Origin of the sequence: Paeniglutamicibacter psychrophenolicus, assembly GCF_030812255.1 — a bacterium.
GTDB lineage: Bacteria > Actinomycetota > Actinomycetes > Actinomycetales > Micrococcaceae > Paeniglutamicibacter > Paeniglutamicibacter psychrophenolicus_A.
Map to the genome: position 1 here is coordinate 1 of NZ_JAUSSH010000015.1, position 23,328 is coordinate 23,328.

Annotated in this window: 21 protein-coding genes; 12 read left to right on the plus strand and 9 right to left on the minus strand. The window is 70.0% G+C overall.

What is annotated here, in order from left to right:
• Window positions 1–137 precede the first annotated feature (137 nt).
• Window positions 138–815, minus strand: a complete 678-nt coding sequence (locus J2T21_RS16730) for a Crp/Fnr family transcriptional regulator (RefSeq protein WP_113761716.1) — start codon at window positions 813–815, stop codon at window positions 138–140.
• A gap of 209 nt (window positions 816–1,024) precedes the next feature.
• Here J2T21_RS16730 and J2T21_RS16735 point away from each other — a divergent pair, with 209 nt between their 5' ends.
• Complete coding sequence (locus J2T21_RS16735; protein WP_307582887.1) at window positions 1,025–2,209, plus strand: MarP family serine protease; 1,185 nt, start codon at window positions 1,025–1,027, stop codon at window positions 2,207–2,209.
• A gap of 41 nt (window positions 2,210–2,250) precedes the next feature.
• On the opposite strand, the gene J2T21_RS16740 is transcribed toward J2T21_RS16735, so the two are convergent.
• The 4 genes from J2T21_RS16740 to acs all read right to left on the minus strand — a co-directional run bounded on the left by J2T21_RS16740 (window position 2,251) and on the right by acs (window position 6,317).
• Entirely contained in the window at window positions 2,251–3,246 is a 996-nt protein-coding gene (locus tag J2T21_RS16740; RefSeq protein ID WP_307582889.1) for a DUF2332 domain-containing protein, read from the minus strand.
• A 150-nt stretch (window positions 3,247–3,396) separates the two neighbouring features.
• Entirely contained in the window at window positions 3,397–3,705 is a 309-nt protein-coding gene (locus J2T21_RS16745; protein ID WP_307582891.1) for an MmcQ/YjbR family DNA-binding protein, read from the minus strand.
• A 53-nt stretch (window positions 3,706–3,758) separates the two neighbouring features.
• Complete coding sequence (gene aroQ, locus J2T21_RS16750; RefSeq protein ID WP_307582892.1) at window positions 3,759–4,211, minus strand: type II 3-dehydroquinate dehydratase; 453 nt, start codon at window positions 4,209–4,211, stop codon at window positions 3,759–3,761.
• Window positions 4,212–4,331: 120 nt separating this feature from the next.
• Complete coding sequence (acs, locus tag J2T21_RS16755; RefSeq protein ID WP_307582894.1) at window positions 4,332–6,317, minus strand: acetate--CoA ligase; 1,986 nt, start codon at window positions 6,315–6,317, stop codon at window positions 4,332–4,334.
• Window positions 6,318–6,737: 420 nt separating this feature from the next.
• Here acs and J2T21_RS16760 point away from each other — a divergent pair, with 420 nt between their 5' ends.
• The 3 genes from J2T21_RS16760 to J2T21_RS16770 are packed head-to-tail and all read left to right on the plus strand — an operon-like array spanning window position 6,738 to window position 10,026.
• Complete coding sequence (locus J2T21_RS16760) at window positions 6,738–8,525, plus strand: hypothetical protein (protein WP_307582896.1); 1,788 nt, start codon at window positions 6,738–6,740, stop codon at window positions 8,523–8,525.
• Between the two features lie 2 nt (window positions 8,526–8,527).
• Window positions 8,528–9,313 (plus strand): endonuclease III, encoded by a 786-nt coding sequence (gene nth, locus J2T21_RS16765; RefSeq protein ID WP_307582898.1) that lies wholly within the window; start codon window positions 8,528–8,530, stop codon window positions 9,311–9,313.
• Entirely contained in the window at window positions 9,310–10,026 is a 717-nt protein-coding gene (locus tag J2T21_RS16770) for an NUDIX hydrolase (protein ID WP_307582900.1), read from the plus strand. The genes nth and J2T21_RS16770 overlap by 4 nt, the downstream gene beginning before the upstream one ends.
• Window positions 10,027–10,044: 18 nt before the next feature.
• Here J2T21_RS16770 and J2T21_RS16775 read toward each other — a convergent pair whose 3' ends face one another.
• Window positions 10,045–11,742 carry a bifunctional 3'-5' exonuclease/DNA polymerase gene (locus J2T21_RS16775; protein WP_307582902.1) on the minus strand — a complete coding sequence of 566 codons (1,698 nt, stop codon included), beginning with the start codon at window positions 11,740–11,742 and terminating at the stop codon, window positions 10,045–10,047.
• Between the two features lie 180 nt (window positions 11,743–11,922).
• Between J2T21_RS16775 and J2T21_RS16780 the strand changes: the two genes are divergently transcribed.
• The 7 genes from J2T21_RS16780 (at window position 11,923) to J2T21_RS16810 (ending at window position 17,082) form a co-directional block, all read left to right on the plus strand.
• Window positions 11,923–13,182 (plus strand): hypothetical protein, encoded by a 1,260-nt coding sequence (locus J2T21_RS16780; protein ID WP_307582904.1) that lies wholly within the window; start codon window positions 11,923–11,925, stop codon window positions 13,180–13,182.
• Entirely contained in the window at window positions 13,179–14,438 is a 1,260-nt protein-coding gene (locus J2T21_RS16785; protein ID WP_307582905.1) for a TadA family conjugal transfer-associated ATPase, read from the plus strand. The genes J2T21_RS16780 and J2T21_RS16785 overlap by 4 nt, the downstream gene beginning before the upstream one ends.
• Window positions 14,435–15,205, plus strand: coding sequence for a type II secretion system F family protein (locus J2T21_RS16790; protein ID WP_307582908.1), 771 nt, complete (start codon window positions 14,435–14,437; stop codon window positions 15,203–15,205). Before J2T21_RS16785 ends, J2T21_RS16790 begins: the two co-directional genes overlap by 4 nt.
• On the plus strand, window positions 15,202–15,813 hold the full coding sequence (locus tag J2T21_RS16795) for a type II secretion system F family protein (RefSeq protein ID WP_307582910.1): 612 nt from the start codon (window positions 15,202–15,204) through the stop codon (window positions 15,811–15,813). Before J2T21_RS16790 ends, J2T21_RS16795 begins: the two co-directional genes overlap by 4 nt.
• Before the next feature lie 218 nt (window positions 15,814–16,031).
• Entirely contained in the window at window positions 16,032–16,256 is a 225-nt protein-coding gene (locus J2T21_RS16800; protein ID WP_307582912.1) for a DUF4244 domain-containing protein, read from the plus strand.
• A gap of 17 nt (window positions 16,257–16,273) precedes the next feature.
• On the plus strand, window positions 16,274–16,618 hold the full coding sequence (locus J2T21_RS16805; RefSeq protein ID WP_307582914.1) for a TadE family type IV pilus minor pilin: 345 nt from the start codon (window positions 16,274–16,276) through the stop codon (window positions 16,616–16,618).
• Window positions 16,615–17,082, plus strand: a complete 468-nt coding sequence (locus J2T21_RS16810; RefSeq protein WP_307582916.1) for an Rv3654c family TadE-like protein — start codon at window positions 16,615–16,617, stop codon at window positions 17,080–17,082. Before J2T21_RS16805 ends, J2T21_RS16810 begins: the two co-directional genes overlap by 4 nt.
• 34 nt (window positions 17,083–17,116) lie before the next feature.
• Here J2T21_RS16810 and J2T21_RS16815 read toward each other — a convergent pair whose 3' ends face one another.
• Both J2T21_RS16815 and J2T21_RS16820 read right to left on the minus strand, forming a co-directional pair.
• On the minus strand, window positions 17,117–19,462 hold the full coding sequence (locus J2T21_RS16815) for a DEAD/DEAH box helicase (RefSeq protein WP_307582918.1): 2,346 nt from the start codon (window positions 19,460–19,462) through the stop codon (window positions 17,117–17,119).
• Window positions 19,463–19,568: 106 nt separating this feature from the next.
• Window positions 19,569–20,237, minus strand: a complete 669-nt coding sequence (locus tag J2T21_RS16820) for a GNAT family N-acetyltransferase (protein ID WP_307582919.1) — start codon at window positions 20,235–20,237, stop codon at window positions 19,569–19,571.
• 137 nt (window positions 20,238–20,374) lie between these two features.
• On the opposite strand from J2T21_RS16820, the gene trhO reads away from it, so the two are divergent.
• Window positions 20,375–21,289, plus strand: a complete 915-nt coding sequence (gene trhO / locus J2T21_RS16825; RefSeq protein WP_307582921.1) for an oxygen-dependent tRNA uridine(34) hydroxylase TrhO — start codon at window positions 20,375–20,377, stop codon at window positions 21,287–21,289.
• 182 nt (window positions 21,290–21,471) lie between these two features.
• Here the strand turns inward: trhO and J2T21_RS16830 are convergent, their stop codons facing one another.
• Window positions 21,472–23,292 (minus strand): HNH endonuclease signature motif containing protein, encoded by a 1,821-nt coding sequence (locus J2T21_RS16830; RefSeq protein ID WP_307582922.1) that lies wholly within the window; start codon window positions 23,290–23,292, stop codon window positions 21,472–21,474.
• Between the last annotated feature and the right edge of the window lie 36 nt (window positions 23,293–23,328).

Genomic DNA, 23,328 nt, shown 5'->3' on the forward strand with positions numbered 1-23,328 from the left:
GGCGGGCGGCGCCCCCCCCCGGGGCCCCCCCCCCCCCCCCCTCTCATCGGGGGGGGGGGGGGGGTTTTTTGGGGGGGGGGGGGGGCCCCCCCTCCCCGCCCCCCCCCCGCCACACCCGTTGATGCACTGTTGCGTATCTAGCGTGAACGCTGGCGCAAACGCTGGATGTCCAGGATCACGACGGCGCGTGCCTCAAGACGCAACCAACCACGCTGCACGAACTCGGCCAGGGCCTTGTTCACGGTTTCGCGCGAGGCGCCCACCAGCTGGGCCAGTTCTTCCTGCGTCAGTTCGTGGGCGACCAGGATGCCATCCGTTGCCGGACGGCCGAAGCGGTCCGCCAGATCCAGGAGCGCCTTGGCGACACGTCCCGGAACATCGGAGAAGACCAGATCGGCCAGCGACTCGTTGGTGCGGCGCAGGCGCGAAGCCAGAGCCTGCAGCAACTGGACCGAAACCTCAGGGCTGGTCAGGATGACCTTGCGCAGGTTTTCGTGACGCAGGCCGGCAAGACGAGTCTCAGAGACTGCCGTTGCCGTGGCGTTGCGCGGGCTCGGATCGAACAGTGCCATCTCGCCGAACAACTCGCCCGGGCCGAGGACCGCAATGAGGTTTTCACGTCCATCGGAAGAGGTGCGGCCCAGCTTGATCTTGCCCGAAACAATGAAGTAGAGCTGGTCGCCCTGGTCACCCTCGCGGAATACCGAAGCACCACGGGACAGATCCACTTCAGTTAGTTCTTCAGTCAATGCAGAGAACACCTCGTCGCCCAATGAAGCGAAGAGTGGTGCTCGGCGCAGTACCTCGATGTCCATAAAATCTCCTGTCAACTGTCGTTAGCGCTCACCTAATTGTGCCGTACGGTTGGCCCATGTGACAGCTTCCACACGCCAAATGGGGCCAAATGTGGTTAGAATCGCGGGGAACGGAGGCCGCCCCGGACTAGACTCGGAGCAGCAGATAGTGTTTTGGGGCCTTGGTTTGGGCCGTGCAGCACGGTATGAAGAGTGGGAGTCCAAACTGAATGTTGGGATTGACATGGTTGGACCTGTTGCTCATCGTTTCCTTGATCAGCTTTTTGGCCTCTGGCCTGCGTAAAGGCTTCTTTGTCACGCTCGGCGCGATCATTGGTTTCCTTGCCGGCGGCATCGCGGCGTTCTACGGAATCCCGCTGGTTTCCACCTGGGTGGCCAACCCCGGATGGCGAATCTTCTGGATTGTCGCCTCCGGACTGATCTTCATCCTGATCGGCCAGGGAATCGGCATGGCCATCGGGGCAAGAATCCGCTTATGGCTGAACTTCCCGGTCCTGAAGTCCTTTGACCGGCTCCTTGGCGGCCTGGCCAACACCGTGATGGCCGCCTTGGTCATCTCCGCCATCGCCCTTTCGGCCGCCACCATGGGCGTGCCGTGGGTGTCCCAGCAGGTCGCCGATTCGCGGGTGTTGACCGCGATCCAGACCTGGACCCCGAAGCCGATCACCAACTTCGTCACCCAGGCCCGCGCGCAGGTCATGGGCCAGACCATCCCCGAGCTCCTCGAGCCCTTCGCCCCGAAGGTGCCCATCGAGGTGCCCGAGGCCGAATCGCTGGGTGCCGGTGTCGACGCGGCCGCCGGGTCGGTGGTCAAGATCATTGGCACCGCCTACGCCTGCGGCGTGAACCAATCCGGATCCGGCTTCGTGTTCGCTTCGGACCGCGTGCTGACCAACGCGCACGTGGTGGCCGGAATCAGCGAACCGTCGGTGACCACGCAAGACGGGCGGGTGCTCTCGGGCAATGTCGTGTACTTCGACTCCGTGGCCGACATCGCCGTGCTTGCGGTGCCTGGGCTTGGGCTGGAATCGCTGGAGTTCGGCAAGGACCTGGGGCGCGGTGACACCGCGGCATTCCTAGGGTTCCCCGGTGGCGGTTCCTTCCGCGCCATGGGCGCGGTCGTCGAATCCCTGAGCACCATTTCGATCCAGAACATCTACGGGGCCGAACCCGCTCCGCTGCGCATCTACCAGCTGGCCGGGGATGTCGAGCAGGGCAACTCCGGCGGGCCGCTGCTCGATTCCTCCGGCAGGGTCGTGGGCATGGTCTTCGCCAAGGCCAAGGGCGGTGCCGAGGTCGGTTACGCGTTGGCGCTTGACGAGATCAACGCGGCACTGGACAAGTCCGCTTCCTCCCGCGAGCCGGTGCCCACCGGGGCCTGCTCCCCGCACTAGGACCATGCCCCGCGGGTGCGGATCCTGGAAGCACCCGGGACTCAGAGCCAGTGGAGCTCGGCCCCGTGCGGCCCGGTGCGGGCCAGCGGAACCCGGTCCAGGGCGAGGGTGAAGTAGTTGGCGTCCGGGCCCTCCTGCGCGTGGTTTGCCGCGTCCATGAAGAACGCCTCATTGGAGATCCAACGGCAGCCCAGCGCTGCGACGGTGTCGGCAAAGCGGGCGCGTTGGGCCTCGTCGAGGTATGCCAGCACGGCCGAGTGCATGACCACCGGCACCGCGTGCTTGGGCGCGGCATCCACCAGGTCGGCGATGCGTTCGTTCAGGTCCCCGGTCAGCAGCAGCGGGGCGCCGGCGGAGGCCTGCAGCGCACCGGACTTCAATGCGGCCAACGTGCCCAGTGCCGCATCCAGCCGTTCCAGGCGATCTTCCTGCCCCGGCCAGACCAGGGCCCGCAGCCACGCCACGGTGTCCGGATCGGTCCCGTCGAGCGGGTTCAGGTCCACCCCGGCCAGCCAGGCGATTTCCGGCAAGTGATGCGGCAGCGGGGGATTGCCGGTGGTCGCGCAGCGCAGCAGCGGGGACCCGTCCCCGAGCGGCGCGGCCCCGTCGTAGGAATACGAGTACAGGTCCGGCAGCAGGCACAATCCGGCGGAGGGGCCGACCTCGATCAGCGCCAGAGGACGCTGCTCCTGGGCGGCGACCAATCCCAGGGCCGGAAGCAGCGTGGCGCATCGGGCGGCCTCGTTGGTCTGGGTCGCATGGGTCATGACGATCGTGCGGATCCCGGCCCAGTGCGCGGCGAGGTAGGCTTCCAGGACCCGGAAGGATTCGTCGGGGCATCCGTGGAAGCGGGCAGCGGCAAAGACCAGGTTCGGCTGGCGCTTGTGTTCTGGCAGCGCGGAAACCAGGGCCAGCAGCTCCGGGCTGGTGGCCAGGCCCATGGCCCACTGGACGTAGAGCTCGCTGTGGCCGGGGAACCAGCGGCGCGCGTAGTCACGGTAGAGGGAAGCTGTGCTTTCCGTTTCCTGGGTGCTCACGTTCCTGCCTCACGTCGCCGATCCAACGGGTGCCTGCGATGCTGCGTTCGTCTCCAGCTTCGCCCGGAACAGCCCCGTGGCACAAGGGGATGTTTTCCAACGACGGATGCCGGGCGGGGTCCTGGAGCGTGCCGGCCCTCCACCGGGGTCTCAGCGGCGGGTGCCGCCGGCCAGCCGGTGCGACTCGAGAAGCAGCTCGGCAAGTTCCACCGGGTCGACGCGTTCGAGCCGCAGCAGCACCAGCAACGGCGAGCGTTCATGGTGCGGCGTCCAGAAGTAGGTGGCGGGATCCATGGCCGCGAGCGCCTCGCGTTCGGTGGTCTTCACGGTGAGCACGCCGTCCTCCCAGATGCGGGCCATCAGCGTTGCGGCGAACCAGGCCGGCCGCTGCCAGCTCATCCTTTCGGTGACGCCGGGAAGGGCCAGGCACAGCCGGCGGACGTCGTCTTCGGTGCTCATCTCCACACACTACCCAGCCGGGCGGCACCTCGAACAGGGGCCGGGGGACCCTGCTACCGGGAGGCGAGGTGGATCAGTTGTTGCACGCCCAGGACATACCCGTTGACGCCCGCGCCCACGATGATGGAGGCGGCCACCGGGGAAATGTAGGAATGGTGGCGGAACGCCTCGCGGCGGTGCACGTTGGAGATGTGCACCTCGATCACCGGCAGCTGGACGCCGGAAATGGCGTCGGCCAGGGCAATGGAGGTGTGGGTGAAGGCACCGGGGTTGACCACGATGCCGGCGACCTGCCCGCGGGCGGCGTGGATCGCGTCGATCAGCACGCCCTCGTGGTTCGACTGCAGGAACTCGATCTCGTAGCCGGCCTGCGCGGCGGCGGCCCGGCACAGCTCCTCGACGTCCTTCAGGGTCTCGTGCCCGTAGATCTCCGGTTCCCGGGTGCCCAGGAGGTTCAGGTTCGGGCCGTTGAGGACCAGGATGCGCGCGGGGGTGTTTTCACTCATCCACCCAGCTTAGGCACCCGGGGCGGGGCGGGCCGCGGCGGCAAGCCGGTTTTGCGTTAAATGACGCGGCGGGCGGGGGCGGCCCGTGGGCCTTCCCCCGCCCGCCGGCGGCCGGCGCGGTTACTTGCGCATCGAGTCGGCGATCTGCGTCATCACGGTGCTGTCCGCCAGCGTGGTGGAATCCCCGACCTCGCGGCCCTCGGCGACGTCCTTGAGCAGCCGGCGCATGATCTTGCCCGAACGCGTCTTGGGCAGCTCCGGGACCACCAGGATGTGCCGCGGCTTGGCGATCGGGCCGATGTCCTTGCCGACGTGGGCCCGCAGCGTGGCCACGACGTCCTCTCCCTCGGCCGGTTCGATCTGCAGGATCACGAATGCGACCACGGCCTCGCCGGTGGTCTCGTCCTTGGCCCCGACCACCGCGGCTTCGGCCACGTACGGGTGGGCGACCAGGGAGGATTCGATCTCGGTGGTGGACAGGCGGTGCCCGGAGACATTCATGACGTCATCCACGCGGCCCAGCAGCCAGATGTCCCCGTCCTCGTCCTTCTTGGCACCGTCCCCGGCGAAGTACATGCCCTCGAAGCGGGACCAGTAGGTCTCCTTGTAGCGGTCCATGTCGCCCCAGATGCCGCGCAGCATGCCCGGCCACGGGTCCCGGATGACCAGGAAGCCGCCCTCGCCGTTGCCCACCGAAACGCCTGCCTCGTCGACCACGTCCACGGTGATGCCCGGGACCGGGGTCTGCGCTGAGCCGGGCTTGGTGGCGGTGACGCCGGGCAGCGGGGCGATCATGTGCGCACCGGTCTCGGTCTGCCACCAGGTGTCCACGATCGGGGTCGGGTACTCCTTCTTTTCCCCGTTGGCGCCGTTGTTGGACCCGATGACCTCGCGGTACCACATCCAGGCCTCGGGGTTGATGGGTTCGCCCACCGAGCCGAGCAGGCGCAGCGAGGACAGGTCGTAGGAATCCGGGATCTGCCGGCCCCACTTCATGAAGGTGCGGATGGCGGTCGGTGCGGTGTACAGGATGGTCACCCCGTACTTCTGCACGATTTCCCACCAGCGGCCCTGGTGCGGGGAATCCGGGGTGCCCTCGTACATGACCTGGGTGGCGCCGTTGATGAGCGGGGCGTAGGTGACGTAGGTGTGGCCGGTGACCCAGCCGATGTCGGCGGTGCACCAGAACACGTCCGACTCGGGATGCAGGTCGAAGGTGTCGCGGTGCGTGGCCGCGGCCTGGACCAGGTAGCCGCCGGTGGTGTGGATGATGCCCTTGGGCTTGCCGGTGGTCCCGGAGGTGTAGAGCACGAAGAGCGGGTGCTCGGCTTCATGTCCCACGGCGGTGTGCTCGGTTGACGCGGTGTCCACGACATCGGACCACCACTTGTCCAGCGCATCGTTCCAGGCGACGTCCTGCCCGTTGCGCTTGACCACCAGCACGTTCTGCACGGTGTGGCCGGGGGCCGCGAGGGCCTCGTCCACGGCCGGCTTCAGGGCCGAGGGCTTGCCGCGGCGCCAGGTGCCGTCGGCGGTGACCACGAGCTTGGCCTCGGCGTCGTCGACGCGGGAGCGCAGCGCATCGGCGGAGAAGCCGCCGAAGACCACCGAGTGGATCGCGCCGATGCGGGCGCAGGCCAGCATGGTGATCACGGCCTCGGGGATCATCGGCAGGTAGACGGCCACGCGGTCGCCCTTGGCCACGCCGAGGGACTCGAAGGCGTTGGCGGCCTGCTTCACGGCGGTGGTGAGCTGCGCGTAGGTGTAGCTGCGGGTGTCGCCCGGCTCGCCCTCGAAGTGGATGGCCACGCGGTCGCCCAGCCCGTTTTCGACGTGGCGGTCCAGCGCGTTGTAGGCGGCGTTGACCTTGCCGTCGGCAAACCACTTGGCCACCGGCGCCTCGGACCAGTCCAGGACCTGCGTGAAGTCGGTGTCCCAGGTCAAGACCTTGCGGGCCTGGTCGGCCCAGTAGCCCAGGCGGTCGGCGTTGGCCGCCTCGTACTGCTCCGGATTGCCGATGGCGTTGGCCACGAACTCGATGCTCGGGGCAAAGGCGCGTGTCTCATGCGAGAGGTTGTCCAGCGTGGGAGTGTGGGTGTCCGACACGGTTTTGGTCCTTCCAACAACTAAAGTGGGGTCTGGTGATTCAGGTTACAGCCGAAGGCCTTCATGGAGTGTGACCCGTCACAAGTATGACAGTGGAGGGGTGGTGATTGTGCGTTGAGCGGCAAATATTCACGATCAATGGTTGCCGGGGACCGGGCCTTCGGACCCCGGAATCCTCCCCGGGAACGGCGCCGCCGGGGCGTTGGGCCGAACCCGGAGGGGGCTTGGCGGAGGATGGCGTAACACGGCCGGTATTCGCGGTGCGCCGAATCGCGTCCGTTGGACGGCGGCACGGATAAGGTTGTAGCTAGCCTTGGCCACAAGGCGCAACCGGTCGAAGCGCACGCCCAAGGGGTACGCACCGACCGGGCGCCGATGCAGGGCCAAGGAAGAAACACGAACAAGAAGCGGGGTCTTCACATGGACAAGGTGCATACCAAGGCAGAGGGTTCGACGCCAGGGCGCACGCCCAAGGCTGTTCTGGGGCCGCTGACGAAGCGCGACGGGTTCGTCGTCCTCGGCGGGCTGCTGGTGCTGGTGGGTTCGCTGGTCCCCATCCCGTGGACCAAGACCGTCTCGGTGAACATGTGGATCTTCCCGGGCCTGCCCTTCCACCTGCTGGTCTCGCTGTTGCTGCCGCTGCTGGTCGCCGCCGGGTTCACCTGGCGACGGCTCACCGGGCGCACCCGGGTGCGCATCGGGTCGCTGAGCCTTGACCAGGCCGGGTCGGTCGTGTCGCTGTTTGCCGCCGCCTACTTCTTCAACTCCTATGTGGCCTCCATGTCCCCGGCCTACCTGATCGGGCTCGTCGGGGCGCTGGCCATGATCGCCGGCACGACACTGGCCAGCTACCTCGGGGCCTTCCGCCGCGACTTCGTTTCCGGCGGCGATTCCGTGCTGGGTTCCGACGTCTTGGCTCCGGCCCCTCCGGCAGCGAAACCTTCCGCTGCCGCCGCGTCGACCGAGCCGGAAGGCTTCGGCGCCAGCAGCGCAGGCGCCCCGGCCACCCCGGCCGCCTCGATGGCCCATGCCGCGAACCGCCCGGGCATGCCTGTGACGGGCAAGGACGAGGCGCGCCGCGGGGCCGCACCCGCCGCGGTTCCGGCACAGGATGCCGGCGCGTCCGCAGCCGGTGCTGCTGCCTCGAGTGCAGCCGACTCGTCCGAAGCATCCGCCCCGGCTTCGGCATCGGCCAGCGGAGCAATGGCCGGCGCAACCGATGACGCAGCGAACAAGTCCGACCACGCGCCGTTCACGAAGGATGCCGGCCGGGTACCGGCCTCCGGATCCAACGCGTCCGACACCGACGCACCGGCCCCGGGCCAGGACACACCTTCGGCATCCGCCACGGAAGCCTCCATCCTCGAGGGCTCCCGGGCCGGGGCCTCGGCCAGCGAACCGGAACCGGGCACCGCCAAGTCCGCGGAAGCGGGCGAGGCTGCCGATGCCGCACAGGCCACGGAAACCGATTCCAAGCCATCGACCGGCAGCAACGAGGACCCGGATGCCCAGGCGGCTCCCGGCACGGCTGACGGCAAGGCCGCCGAGGCGAAAGACCCGAAGCCCGGGGCCGGCACAGCCAAGCCGGGCACCGACACTGCCGAACCGGCATCGACCCGGAAGTCGGAACCGGCCGCCCCGGGCCCGAATGCCGGCGGCCAGGACGTCTGCGAACCCGGCCGGGGCCTCGCGGAGGCCGCGGGCGCGGACCCAGCAGGCCACCCGGAGACGGCAAACGAAGCCGCAGCCGAGGCAAAGCCCGCCAACGACTCCGCCCCCGTTGCCGCGGAGCCTGCCGCCCAAAAGCCCGCCGCCCGGGAATCGGCCGTCCCGGCGACCGGGAACCCGAACCCGGCCACCATGGCCGTCCCGCGGGCCGGCGACATCAAGGCCACGGCCGCGATCTCGCGCACCGAGATCGACGCGCACCGTGCCGCCGCCGAGCGCGCCAAGGCCGAATCCGAGTCGTCCTTCGGGGCCCGGGCCGAGGTTGCCGCCACCGATCCGGAGCCCGCCAGCTTCTGGTTCGCGCTGAACCACTCACGCCCGGTCTTCCACCCGGTCAACGGCACCATGCTCGCGACGCTGAACCCCGGCAAATGGATCCTGTGCCTGGAGGACCGCGGCACCGAGTACCTGATCAACCTCGCCGAGGGCCGCCCCGCGGTGCTGCGCGACCTCGACGACCTGCAATTCCCGGACCAGTAGGCATGGCAGTGCAAGAGACGGCGCTGGGGCGCAAGCGCCGGGCGCGGAAGATCAACCGGATCCTGGCCGAGACCTACCCGTATGCGGTCGCGGAACTGGACTTCACCAACGCCTTCGAGCTGCTGGTGGCCACGGTGCTCTCGGCCCAGACCACCGATGTGCGGGTCAACGCGATCACTCCCGCGCTCTTTGCCGCCTACCCCGATCCGCTGGCCATGAGCCAGGCCGAGCCGGATGCGCTGCAGGAGCTGATCCGTCCCACCGGGTTCTTCCGCGCGAAGGCGACCTCGCTGCTGGCGCTGTCCACCCGGATCGTCGACGAATACGACGGTGTGGTCCCCGGGCGGCTCGAGGACCTCATCACGCTGGCCGGGGTGGGGCGCAAGACCGCCAATGTGGTGCTCGGCAACGCGTTCGGGGTCCCGGGGATCACCGTGGACACCCACTTCATCCGCCTTGCGCGGCGCTTTGGCTGGACCACGGAAACGGACCCGGTGAAGATCGAGCACGCCGTGGGGGAGCTGTTCGAGCCCAAGGACTGGACGATGCTCAGCCACCGGGTGGTGTTCCACGGCCGGCGCATCTGCCTGGCCCGCAAGCCCGCCTGCGGCGCCTGCCCGCTGACCACGCTCTGCCCCGCCTACGGGGAGGGCGAGACCGACGAGGCCAAGGCCGCCAAGCTGCTCAAGTACGAGCTGGCACCGGGGCGCGGGGACCTGCTGGAAAAGATGCGCGCCGGGGCGACCCGCCGGGAGCTGCGCGCGCAAGGGTACGGGCTGGAAGCATGAGCGTGCGCTCGGAACTGCTGGAGATGATCGCGGCCAAGTCGCACCTGGTGGGCAACGGAATCCAGGACGCGACGAAGATGCCAGAGACCTGGGTGTTCAACCCGCTGGACCCCGAGACGGCCAGGCATGCGGCGGTGCTGATCCTCTTCGGGCGGCTCGACGACGTGCCGGCCGCCAGCGAGGTCAAGTCGGTGCACGAGGACCTGGACGTGCTCTTCGTGACCCGGGCTGACACGCTGCGCAAGCACGCCGGGCAGGTGGCCTTCCCCGGCGGCAAGGTCGATGACGAGGACGCCGACGCGATCGCCGCGGCGCTGCGCGAGGCCCGCGAGGAGACCGGGCTGGACCCGGACGGCGTGGAGATCCTGGGCGTGCTGCCCGACGCGGAGCTGCCCATCACCAACTTCATCGTCACCCCGGTCATCGGTTGGTGGCACGCACCCTCGGAGGTGTTTGTGGTTGACACCGCCGAGTCCTCCACGGTCTTCCGCGCGCCGGTGGCCGACCTGCTGGACCCGGCCAACCGGGTCTCCTCGGTCGTGGAGCGCGACGGGCAGCGCTTTTCCGCACCTGCCTTCGACGTGGACGGCGGCTTCATCTGGGGCTTCACCGGGATCCTGCTGGACCGGATCTTCAACGACCTGGGCTGGACCGTGCCCTGGGACGAGGGCCGCGAGGTGCCGATCCACGTCGGCGACCGGCGCTCGAGCTGACACCGCCCGGCCCGGCGGCTACTTGGCCTGGTCGTAGGAATCGACGACGACCGCGGTGAGGGGGAAGTCCACCGGGATCTTCCCGAAGAGCAGCTCGGAGGCCGACCTGGCCGACTCGTGCACCAGGTCCACCACGGTCTGGGCCTGCGCCGCCGGGACGTGCAACATGATTTCGTCGTGCAGGAAAAACACCAGTTCGCCGGTGTCCACCCCGGCCGCCCGGCCCGCGTTCATCCGGCGGCGCAGCTCGCCCATCCAGCACAGCGCCCACTCCGCGGCCGTGCCCTGGACGATGAAGTTGCGGGTGAACCGGCCGCGGGATCTTCCCTCGGCCTCCACCGCGCGCTGCTCGGCCTCCGTGGAGGCGCGCGACCTGGACCTCAGCCACCCCTCGGGCGCCTGGGGGGTTCCGCGGCCCAGGAAAGTCGCCACGCCCGCCCCGGCCTCGCCCTGCGCCGCGGCCCATTCGACCAGGCCCACCGCCTGGGGGTAGGTGGCCTTGAGCTGGGGCATCAGCCGGCCGGATTCGCCGCTGGTGGCCCCGTACATCGCCCCGAGCATCGCGACCTTGGCATGCGCCCGGTCCCCGCCGAACCCGGCATCGGCAATCCCCTGGTACAGGTCCCGGGCCGTTGCCGCCGCCGCGAGCGCGGTGTCGCGCGAGAGTGCGGCCAGGATGCGCGGTTCCAGCTGCGCGGCATCGGCGACCACCAGCACCTTGCCGGGATCCGCGCGCACGGCCGAGCGGACCTGGTGCGGGATCTGCAGGGCCCCGCCGCCGTGGGACGCCCAGCGGCCGGTGACCACCCCGCCGACGATGTATTCGGGGCGGAAGCGCCCGTCATGCACCCAGCGGTCCACCCAGGCGTAGCCGTTGGCAGTGGCCAGCCTGGCGATTTTCTTGTACGCCAGCAGCGGCTCGATCACCGGGTGCTTGATTTCCGTCAGCTCCCAGGCGCGGGTGTTGGACACCGCGATGCCGGCCCGGTTCATGGCCTTGAGCAGCTCGGCCGGGGAATCGGGGTTCAGTCCCGGGGCATCGAGCAGGGTGCGCAGTTGTGCCGCCAGTTCCTCCATGCGCGGGGGCCGCACCCCGGCCGGAACGCGCCCACCCAGGGCCTGGTGCAGCAGCCGGTGGTGTTCATCCACGTTCCAGGGCACCCCGGCGTGGGTCATTTCCGCGGCGATCAGCGCCCCGGCGGACTCGGCGGCCAGCAGCAGGCCCAGCTTCGCCCCGCGCTCGGTGTCCGGCACCGCGGCGCGCTGCGCCAGGAACTCGGCGAGCACGTTTTCCAGCGCGCCGGACTGGTCCTTGGGCTCGGAGAACAGCTCGCCCTGGTTCTCCGGCACCCGTGCCGGCGGCAAGAGGTGCGCCGGGGCGGCGTTGGCCGGATCCGGCTCCCGGCCGAGGGCCGAGAGGTATTCGCCGGGCACCGCGTAGGGCGCGTTGCGCAGGATGGCGCGGACCAGTCCCACGTCGTGGGCGCGTTCGATGCGCACGCCCGCGGCCAGCAGCCCCGGGTACCAGGCATGCACCGAGTCGAAGACCCAGCGCGGCCTGCGCGTGGCCTCCAGCTCCGCGACCACCGCGGGAAGCTGGTTGCCGTAGACCTGCACGGTCGGGACGAGCGCGGTGCCGCCCGCGTCGACCAATTGGACCACGGCGGTGGCGGAACCGGCTTCGGGTTCGGGCTGGGAAATGGAGTGGGTGGCCACTACCGCAAATTGCTGCACGCTTCATTCTCGCAGTTCCCTGCGTGCCCTTCCGGTCCGCCCCTCCGCCGTCGCGCCTTCCCGCTTTCCCGCACACCGCCGGCCGGTGCCCGAGGGGAGTTGTCCGTTCCCCGGCCGCCGGGGGCTTCACCGCGGCGGTGCCGTGCGACCACGCTGGAGGGCATGAATGAACAGAGACGATTTGTGGCCCGGCTGCCCGGGCCAGAACCGCGAAGCCTGCAGCTTCCGGCACTGCGGGCGGCCCGGGCGCAGGCACGGCCCCCGGAGCCGGGTTTTGTCCGGGCGCCCGCCGTCGCGCCCGCAGCCATGCCCGCCGATTCCACCGTGCCGATGAGCCCGGCAAGGCCCCCGGACCCGGCCGGAAGCCAGCCGGCGGAACTGGCCCGCTGCATCCTGTTCAGCCGCGACGTGGAGCTGGCCCAGGTGCTGGCCACCGTCGCCGTGGGTGCCGGGGTGCAGCTGCTGCCGTGCCGGGACGCCGCCCAGGTGGCCGAACACCGCGACGAGGTGATCCTGGTGGGACAGGACTGCGTCGCGGACATCGATGCCCGCCTCGCCGCCTCCACGCTGGTGTTCACCGGCGGGGAGGAACACCAGGGCGTGCTGTGGCGTGCGGCCGCCACCTGTCCCGGGGCCCGGGTGGCGGTGCTGCCGCAGGCCGCCGCATGGCTGGGCGAATACCTCGGCGAGCTGGGCCTGCACGCGGGGCGCGCCCACACCACCATCGTTGCCGGGGCCGGCGGCGGGGCCGGCACCTCGACCTTCGCCGCCCTGCTGGCCGCGACGGCCACGCTGGACGGGCACCGGACGCTGCTGCTGGATGCCGACCCGCACTCGGCCGGGCTCTGGCCGGTGCTGCGGGCCAGGGAACCGGACGGCCTGGGCTGGGAGGACCTGCAGCATGCCCGCGGCCAGCTCTCACCGGGCCAGCTCGCCGAGATCCTCCCGCTGTCCGCGGGCACAGCGGTGCTCTCCTGGGTGCGGAACCCGGGCTGCTTTGCGCCCTCCGAGGCCCTGCTCACCGAGGTGCTGGCCGCCTCCCGGCGCATCTACGAACGGATCGTGGTCGACGCCGGACACGTCACCGGGGTTCCCGCGTCCGTGGCCGCGCTGGCCAACACCCGGCTGCTGCTGCTATCCGCACGCCCCGGGAACGGTGCGGCGGGAACCTCGGCGCGGCTGGGGGAGCAGGCGGATAACTGGAGGCTGGTCCTCACCGGGAAGCTGGCCCCCGGCACGGACACCCGCGCCCTGGCCCGGAGGACCGGAGTGGAGCTGGGCGGGTACTTCGCCCCGTCCCGCCGCATCGAACGCTGTGCCGCGGACGGGGCGCTGATGAACGCGCTGGCGCACCGCCCGCTGCGCCGCACCGTCGCCCGGCTCGGGGACCACCCCGATCCGGCACCGGGGCTGGCGGCATGAGCACCGTGGAACCGTCCGGAGGCCCGGCACCCGGCGGCACGCCGGCGGGAACGGCAGGCCGTGGCCGGCGGCGCTGGGCGGCCGGCGCACCCGAGCGGGCCCCTGCCGCCGACCCGAGGGTGCTCGAGGAGATCCGCCGCCGCGCCATGGACACGGCCGGCGGCCTCACCGAGGTCGACCTGGCCTCCGCGGTGCGCACCTCGGGCAGCGTGATGGGGGCCGCCTCCAGCACCGAGATGCTGCGCAGCCTCAGCGACGACATCCACGGGCTCGGGGTCCTCGAACGACTCGCCCAGGTCCCGGGCACCACCGACATCCTCATCGACGCGACCGGCCGGGTGTGGGTCGACGGCAGCGCCGGGCTGCACGCCACCGAGCTGGCGTTCACCGATCCGGCGGCGATCCGCGCGCTGGCGGTGCGCCTGGCCGCGGCCGGGGGACGGCGGCTGGACGACGCCGCGCCCTTCGTCGACGTCTCACTGGGCAACTACCGCATCCACGCGGTGCTGCCCCCGATTTCCACCGGCGGCCCGCTGCTGTCCATCCGCATCAAGTCCAAGGGCAACCAGACGCTGGACACCCTGGTCGGCGACCCGGACTGGCTGGCCGCCCTGGAGGCCGTTGTCGCGGCGAAGCTGAACTTCCTGGTCTCCGGCGGCACCGGGGCCGGCAAGACCACCCTGCTGGCCGCGATGCTGGCCCGGGTGCCCGGAAACCAGCGGATCATCGTGGTGGAGGACTCCGCGGAGCTCGCCCCCTCGCACCCACACCTGATCGGTCTGCAGGCACGCGGCGGCAACGTCGAGGGCGCCGGGGAGATCGGGTTGCAGGCCCTGGTGCGCCAGGCACTGCGCATGCGCCCGGACCGGCTGGTGGTCGGGGAATGCCGGGGAGCGGAGGTGCGCGAGTTCCTCGCTGCCATGAACACCGGGCACGAGGGGGCCGCCGGGACGCTGCACGCCAACTCCGTGGCCGCGGTTCCCGCACGGCTCGCGGCGATGGGCGCACTGGCATCCATGGACTCCGCGGCCACCGCGCTGCAGGCGGCCAGCGCACTGGATGTGCTCATCCATGTGCGGCGCGACCCGGCCACCGGGGCCAGGGGGCCGGTCCAGCTCGGCCGGCCGGTCCTCACCGCGGCCGGGACGCTGGCGGTGCGCCTGGTCCACGAACGCGGCACCGACTCCCGCGACCCCGGGGCCCTGGCGTGGTTCCGCGCCCGTCTTGGGGCCGCCGGGGAAACGAGCCCGTGGTGAGCGCGGCCCTCGCCGCCCTGGCCGTGTTGCTGGCGGGCGCCGCCGCCTGGCTGTGGCCCGGCGGCGGGAACGCCGGGGGCCGCCGGCTCCCGATGCCGCCCGGCCACCCGGGGAGCCGGCCACACGATGCCTCCGCCCTCCGGCCATCGCGCCGCACCCTGCGCATCCGCAGCGAACGCACCAACCACGCGGCCGACACCGAGGAATACGCGAAGTTCCTGCGCCAGCTCGCCGCGCTGCTGCGTGCCGGCACCGGCCCGGCCGCCGCCTTCGGGCTGCTGGCCGAGCTCTGGGCCCAGGGGTCCACCCGCACCGCCATCGACCTGTGCTCCGGGGCAAGCCGCGCCCTGGCCCAGGTGCACACCGGCGGAACGCTGCAGCAGGGCCTGGCGGCCCACGCCGCCACCCACCCGGGCAACCGGCGGCTGTGGACGCGGTTGGCCTGGTGCCTGGCGATCTGCGAGGAATCCGGCGCGGCCCTGGCCGAGCTGCTCGACACCCTGGCCGAGGACGCGGAAACCGCCGCCGACATGCACCGGGCCCTGGATTCCGCGCTCGCCGGACCGCGTGCCACCGGCAGGCTGCTGACCTTCCTGCCCGGCATCGGGCTGGGCCTGGGCCAGCTGCTGGGCATCAACCCGCTGGCGGTCCTCACCACGCATCCCGCCGGCCGCATCGCGCTGGTGGCAGGTGCCTGCCTGTGGCTGGGCAACCGCTTGTGGTGCGGCAGGATGCTGCGGGCCATCGCCAACAAGGTGCCCTCGTGATTCCCGCACTTCTCGCGGTGCTCCTGGCAGGTGCCGCAGTGTGGATCTTCACCGGCACCGGGTCCCTGCCGCAGGGCCCGTCCCGTGTCCGGTCACCGTTCGCTTTCCTGCGGCGCAACGGCATGCCGGCCTCGGCCCGTGCCGCTGCCGGTCCCCATGCAGTTCCCGATGCCGGTCCCGGTGTCGGAGGCCCCGCGGAACCACTGCCGCTGGTGCTGGAGATGTGCGCCACGCTGCTCGAATCCGGGCTGCCGATCCGCTCGGTGCTGCGAATCATCGGCACCAACGTCCCGGGCTACGCCTCGCTGCTGTTGGTCTCCCGCGCCCTGGACCTGAATGTCGGTTGGGAGCGGGCCTGGGGCCAGGGTGCCGGGCCGGCGCGCGAGCTGGAACAGGCGCTGCGCCTGACCCGGCTCTCCGGCGCCCCGGCCGCTGCCCTGCTGCGTTCGGCCGCGGCCTCCGCCCGCAAGCGCGGGGTCCGGGAGGCCGAGGCCCGCGGCGCCGAGTTCGGCATCAAGCTGGTGATCCCGCTGGGGCTCTGCGCGCTTCCGGCCTTCATCTGCCTCGGCGTGGTGCCCGTGGTGATCTCCCTGCTCCCGCGCTTCTAGCTTCCCCGCACCTTCCGGCGCCGGCCGGCGGACAGCGCACCTGCCACCCACGCCACCCGCCGCCGGTTATCCCCAGCCCGCACCCGCCCCGGCCAAGGGCCAGGGGGCAGGCGCCCACACTCGAAGTAGGGAGCCGCACGCCACGCCTTCGTGGCGGCACGCGGAGATACCCGCCGTTCCAGGAGCAACCACACCACGACCGAACAAAGGACAACACCATGGACAACCACCTGACCGAAGCCGCACCCGGACACATCGACCTGCATCGGGGCACCGAGCCGACCCCGCAGGCACTGGCCGACGAGGAAGGCAGCACCACCGCCGAATTCGCCATCGTCACCCTGGCCGCGGTGGCCTTCGCCGGGCTGCTGGTGAGCATCCTCTCCAGCGGGGACGTGCGCGGATTGCTGATGGGCCTGATCCGCCAGGCCCTGTCCTTCTAGCCGGAGGCAGGCGCGCCATGGCCAGGCATTCGCAAGCAGGTTCCGCCACCGCCGAGGTGGCGGTGCTGCTGCCCGCGGTGGCCATCTTGCTGGCCGTGGTCGCCGGGGCCGGTGCCGTGGGCGGCCAGCAGGTCCGCATCCAGCAGGCGGCAAGTGCCGCGGCCCGGGAACTGGCCCGCGGGACCTCGGCGTCCGAGGCCGTCGGCACCGCCCACCGCATTGCCGGGGAACGGATCAGCGTGAGCACCGGTGAATCCGGCGGTTACGGGCACGTGGTCATTCGGGCCGCGGTGGAGCTGCCGCTGCTCGGGGACATCGAATTGCGGGCCGAAGCCAACGCACGCACGGAGCGGCAGCCATGAGCCCGCCCCCCGGCGCCCAGACGCGCCCGGCCACGGAACCGGCGATTGACATGCACCGGGCCACGTCCCCGGGCCAGTCCCCGGAGCGGCTCCAACGCGGCAGCGGCACCGTGCTGATGCTCGCGGTGGTGTGCGTGGCCGCGCTGGGGCTGGTGGTGGTGCTGATGTTCACCGCAGTCTCCAACGCCGGGGCCAAGGCGGGCACGGCGGCGGACCTGGCGGCACTGGCCGCCGCGGACGCCGCCCGCCGGCTGCTGCCCGGGGACCCGTGCGCCGTCGCCGCCGCAACCGCCACCGCGAACGATGCAACATTGGCAGGCTGCACGCGCCAGGGCCCGGGCGGCCAGGTCGTGACGGTGCGGGTCCAGGTCCCGGTGTCGCCGGTCGGCTGGCTGCCACCGCTGACCCGGGCGCAGTCGGTGGCCCGGGCCGGGCCACCGCCGCAACCCTGGCGCGGCGATTGACCGGCGCTGCGGGGGCCTCGGGCGGCCGGGCCGGCTATTCCAGCGGGAGCGGCCCGGCCGCCCGTTGGGCTTCGGCCAGGATCGCGGAAAGCAGGCGCACGGCCCCGGACTTGTCCAGCGGGTTGTTCTTGTTCCCGCACTTGGGGGACTGCACGCAGGAGGGACAACCGCTGGCGCATTCGCAGGCGGCAATCGCGTCCCGGGTGGCACCCAGCCAGGTGCGCGCCGCCTCGAAGCCGCGCTCGGCGAAACCGGCACCGCCCGGGTGTCCGTCGTACACGAAAATCGTCGGCATCCCGGTGTCCATGTGCAGCGCCGTGGACACCCCGCCGATGTCCCACCTGTCGCTGGAGGCCACCAGCGGCAGCAGCCCGATGGCCGCGTGTTCGGCCGCATGCAGCGCCCCGGGGAATTCCTCCGGGGTGATCCCGGCGGCCAGCAGCCGGGTCTCGGGGATGGTGAACCACACGGACTTGGTGTGCAGGTCCCGGGCTTCGAGCGCCAGCGGCTCCTCGGAGAGGATCTCGTTGCTCATCACCGACTTGCGCTGGAAGGACACCACCTGGGTGGTCACCACCACGTCGCCGAAGTTCGCGGTGATCGGCCCCCACGCCACCGCGCGGTCGTTGGTGACGACCTCGACCGTGGTGATGTCCCGGGCCTGGGTGTAGAAGTCCGGGTTGGCGCGGGTGACCATGACGCAGTGGTCGGTTTCGTTCAGCTCGTCGACCACATAGGTGGCGCCCTGGTGCACGTAGATGGCCCCGTCGTGCGCCTGGTAGTGCGTTTGCGGGGAGTCCATGGTGCCCAGCAGCGCGCCGGTGTCGGATTCGATGATGCTCACCGGCCCGCCGCCGTCGCCGCGCAGCTTCACCATGGAGGCTGCGTGCTCGGGGTGCGTCCAGAACCAGCCGGCCGGGCGACGGCGCAGGAACCCGCGCTCCACCAGCGAGTCCAGCAACCCCTGGGCGCTGGGCCCAAAGGCCGCCAAGTCCTCGGTGCGCAGCGGGAGTTCCTCGGCTGCGGCGCAGAGGTGCCCGGAGAGCACATAGGGGTTTTCCGGGTCGAAGACGGTGGCTTCGACCCCGGCGTCGAAGATCGCCTCGGGGTGGTTGACCAGGTAGGTGTCCAGCGGGTCGTCGCTGGCAACCAGCACCGCCAGCGAATCCTGCCCGGCGCGCCCGGCCCGCCCGATCTGCTGGAAGAACGAGGCCCGGGTCCCGGGCCAGCCGGCGACCAGCACCGCGTCGAGCCCGGCCACGTCGATGCCCAGTTCCAGCGCCGAGGTGGATGCGACACCCAGCAGGGTTCCGTCGCGCAACGCATTCTCCAGCTCCCGGCGCTCGGCGGGAAGGTAACCGGAGCGGTAGGCGGCCACCCGATCGGGCAGCGAGGGATGGACCTGGTCGACCATCGAGCGGGTGATCGTGGCGATGGTTTCGGCCCCGCGCCGAGACTTGATGAACGCCAGGGTCCGCACGTGGGAGCAGACCAGATTGGCCAGCAGGTTCGAGGTCTCGGCGATCACGGTGCGCCGGGTCGGTGCGCCGTTCTCCCCGTGCAGCTCGGTCAGCGGCGGCTCCCACAGCGCAACGGTCACCGAGCCCTTGGGGGAGAAGTCGTTGGTGACCTGCGTGGCCGGGGCGCCGATGAGCCTGGAGAAGGAGGCTGCCGGGTCGGCGCTGGTGGCCGAGGCCCCGATGAACACCGGGTTGGCCCCGTAGTGCGCGCAGATCCGGCGCAGGCGCCGCAACAGGTTGGCGATGTTGGAGCCGAAGACCCCGCGGTAGGAGTGGGCTTCGTCGATGACCACAAATTTCAGCCGGCGCAGCACCCGCGCCCACCAGGTGTGGTTGGGCAGGATCCCGAAGTGCAGCATGTCGGGGTTGGAAAGGATGAAGTTCGAGTGGTCGCGGATCCAGCGCCGGGCCGAGACTTCGGTGTCCCCGTCGTAGCCGGCAGCCCGCACGGTGGGCAGCCGGTAGCCCTCGATCGCCTTGAGCTGGTCGGCGGCCAGCGCCTTGGTGGGTGCCAGGTAGAGCACCGTGGCGTCGTTGGGAACCAGGCTGGCCTGGTTCTGCAGGGCCGAGGTGTGGATCGCGTTCAGGGCCGGAAGCTGGTAGGCCAGCGACTTGCCCGAAGCGGTGCCGGTGGCCACGATGGTGTTGCTGCCCTCGTGGGCGAGGTTGGCGGCCTGCACCTGGTGCAGCCACGGGGAGGTCACGCCCGTGCGTTCGAAGGCGGCTCGCACTTCGGGGTGCACCCAGTCGGGCCAGGGGCCGGGCAGTGCGTCCCTGGCCTCGATGATCCGGGAATGGAGCAGCGCCTGGGGAGTTGGCCCGTGGCCCAGCAAGGCGATCTGTTCCGAGTAAGCGTTCACCGCTTCATTGTGGCATCACCGGGCACAGGCCCGTGGCCACGTGAATAAGAAAGTGGTGGGCCTCGCATTCGCGAGACCCACCACTTCGAGGTGCCGGAGGCCGCTTTTAGGCTTCCTGCTTGCCTTCAAAAAGTACGACGTTGCCCAGGTTGGTCCAGCCCAGGGACTGGTACAGCTGCTGCCCGTCGATGCTGGCGATCAGCAGGCCTTCCTCGACGTCGTGTTCCAGGGCCAGGGAGACGAGGGCGCGCATGGTCAGGCTGCCCAGGCCCCGGCGCCGGAATTCCGGGGCCGTGATGATGCGGTCGAAGATGGCGTAGCCGTTGACGGCGGAAACGTGGCCGCTGGCCGCAACGACCTCCGGGTCATCGGCCGGGTGGACGGATACGTAGGCGTGCGTCTGGTCGCGTTCGATCTGGAAGGCGAAGCCATCGGTCGGACGCGGTTCCTCGACATCGTGGCCGCCCATCGCCGTGACCATCAGGACCTCGTCGGAATTAAGGACATTGAGCCCTGCCGCCCGGGCGGCCTCGATCAGGGTCGAAGTCTCGTCGGCAAACGCCGTCAGGCGACGCTTGGGATGCTTGTGCAGCGTCTCCGCGACGGCCACCAATTCCTCGTTGGAAGGCTCGTAAATGACATATTCCCAGTCACCCGACGTGTCATGGCGCAGGGCTGCATGGACGCGACCCTCGTGCCTGCTCTCGTAGCCCCGTGCACCGGCCCAGCCAGATACCCATGTACCGATTAATTCATCGCTTGCAGTAGATCCCATGTTCCGACCCTACCCCGTGTCCTGCCTACCTGGCGTCCATTTGGGGGAACTGTTGCAAGCTTGAAACACTGCGTTAACCAGGTGATCACTGCCACCTCACGTGCGCCGAACGGGTTTTAGGCCATACCCTTAAGAGTGTGTCGCAGAACCGAATTGTCTTGTATTACGCCTTTGTCCCGCTGGCCGATCCCGAGGCCGTGCGCCTCTGGCAGCGTGCCCTTCTGGAGAGGTGGGGTCTGCGTGGCCGCATCATCATTTCCAAGGACGGCATCAACGGAACGGTCGGGGGTGGCATCAAGGAAGTCAAGAAGTATGTGAAGGCCACCCGGGAGTATCCGGCGTTCAAGAAAATGGACATCAAGTGGTCGGAAGGCTCTGCCGAGGACTTCCCCCGGATCTCGGTCAAGGTCCGTGACGAGGTGGTTTCCTTTGGGGCCCCCGGCGAGCTGGAAGTCGATGAAAACGGCGTGGTGGGCGGCGGTGTCCATCTCAAGCCCGAGGCCCTGCACGAGCTGGTGGAGTCGAAGAAGGCCGCGGGCCAGGAGGTCTTGTTCTTCGACGGCCGCAACGCCTTTGAGGCGCAGATCGGCAAGTTCAAGAACGCGATCGTGCCGGAGGTCGAAACCACCCACGATTTCATCGCAGAGATCGAATCGGGCAAGTACGACGGGATGAAGGACCAGCCGATCGTCACCTATTGCACGGGCGGCATCCGCTGCGAGGTGCTCTCGGCGCTCATGGTCAAGCGCGGTTTCACCGAGGTCTACCAGATGCAGGGCGGCATCGTCCGCTACGGGGAAACCTACGGCGACAAGGGACTGTGGGAAGGATCACTGTATGTCTTCGACAAGCGCATGCACATGGAGTTCAGCGAAGACGCAGTGACCATCGGAAAATGCGTGTGCTGCGAGGCCCCGACGAACAAGTTCGAGAACTGCTCGAACCTCTCCTGCCGGAACCTGCGGCTCTTCTGCGCCGAATGCGCCGCGACCGACGAACTGCGCCAGTGCCCCGACTGCGTCGCGGAAGCCACTGACCTCCTTAACGCCTAGGCCGGCATTCCCCCTGGGATAGGGGATCGCAATGCCCCGGGACGCAATTTTCTTGAAGATCGGGACTGGGCGGTTCTCTTCCGGCCACGCGCCGGAGGCGGACCGCCTTTTCGTACCCGCCCGCCGGCCGTCGGCGGGCGGGCGATTGATCCGCGGCTCGATGCCCGGCCCGGCAGCAGGGCTCAGAACAGGCGTGGTTCGGGGGTGCGCCAGTAGGTGTTGCGCCGCGGTTTTTGCTCGGGATCCATGAACTTGGGCAGGATGACGGAGAAGAGACCGTCGTCGTCGCGGATGACCTTGAAGAGCCCGGCATGGAAGCCGTGGTGTGCGTCGGGGCAGCAGGGGGCTCCGAGGTGGATCGCGGTCCTGCCGCCGTCGGCGTAGAAATCAAAGTGGTGGATCTCGAGGTGCTCGGGTGGCACCGTGCAGCCGGGCATGATGCATCCTCCATAGAGGGCAATGATGGCCTCGCGCATGTAGTCGGGGAAAAAACGTTCCTCCTGACCGAGGTCCAGGATCCGGGACTTTCCGTTGAGGGTCATGGGCACGGCTCCGCCGTTGCACAAAGCCTGGCGCAGTTCCGCCGGTGTCAGTTTTTGGCCATGGCTGGTGATGCCGTGGGTGTCGGCCAATCCGCGCAGTTCGTCCAGGGTCGCGATGATGAAGGTCGTCGGGGAGGGGATGCCGATGGTTTTCTTCCCGGTGCGTGATTGGCCCGCCACCCTGATGAGGTTGACCAGTCCCTGCAGGTGTCGTTGGGGCGGGGTGAGTCCGTCGCCTCCATAGGCGGTGGAGTTCATGGTTCCCGGGTCGAATAGCCTATTCCGGGTGCCGGCGTCGCTGCCGGTGCCGTTTGCGCCGAACAGGTTGCCGATGATGCCCGGACCCTCGGGGTCCAGTGAGAGCTTCCGGATGGCGGCCGGGTCGGTGAGAGGGGCGCCGGTGGCGGGGTCGGTGAGGAAAACCGGGAATCCGGAGTCGGTGCCGGCCTGGTCGGGTGTGCCCGGCTGGCCCTTGGAACCCTTGGTTCCGGCCTTACTTGCCGTGGCGGGCGCGCCTTCACCCGTTGTCGAAGTGGAGGCCAGGGCCTGGGCGAGCAGCCCGTCGCGGTCGCCGGCCTTGGTCTTCGGGTTGTCGGTGCTGGCGCACAGGGCCAGCAGGGCCTCGGTGTCCCGTGGCATGGTGCGCAGCAGGAACTCGCCGATACCGCCGGTGGTCCCGCGGTAGAACAGCCCGGTCTTGGCCCGCAGGATTTCCTCCGGAACCTCGGCGATGTCCTGCTCGAGGGTGGCTTGGATCCCGGCCAGCAGCTTCGCGGTGGTGCGGGGGTCCTCCCGGCGGACGGACTCGGCGACCTGGCGCTCGAGCTCCCCGGCCAAGCGGGACGGTTCGGGGCGCTGGCTAATGTGCGGGGCGAGTTCCTCCAGTTTTCGCGCCGCGGCCCCGATCTGGCCGGGGTCGGCGCTCCCGTCGGCCAGGTCCCCTGCCAGCACCGGGTACTTCGGCGGGGTCGTATCCCCGTTGAGGTCTGTGCCCGGCAGCAGCCGATCGATCGACCGCATCCGTTCGCGGGCCGCGAAGAAGCTGATGTGCAGCAAACCGGTGAGCATCGCGGTGGTGTCCTTGAAGACCGGCCGCCCGGTCGGGACCGTGGCCGGGTCCGCCGGCAAGAGCACCGACCCCTCCACGTAGGGAACCGGGTCGTCGTGGATCTCGGTGATCTTGGTGAAGGCTTCTTGGGGGAGTTCGTGGGCCAGGGTGCGGCGTGCGGTGTCGGCGGCCAGCAGCTGGGTGTGGACTGCGGTGCGGTGCGCATCCTCGGCCAGCTGGGCGAACAGCACTGCCTGCACGGGGGACTTGGTGCGCGCGGCAATGCTGCGGCCCAGGTCCCTGACCAGCGCCTGGGCCTCGAGCAGGGCGCGCAGTTCATCGTCCGGGGACACGTGGTGTCCCGGGGCGCCGCGGGTGCCCGCGGTGAGTTCGATGAACCGGGTTGCTTCCATGTCCACCAGCATGCGCCGAACAGGGGAGCCGCGGGG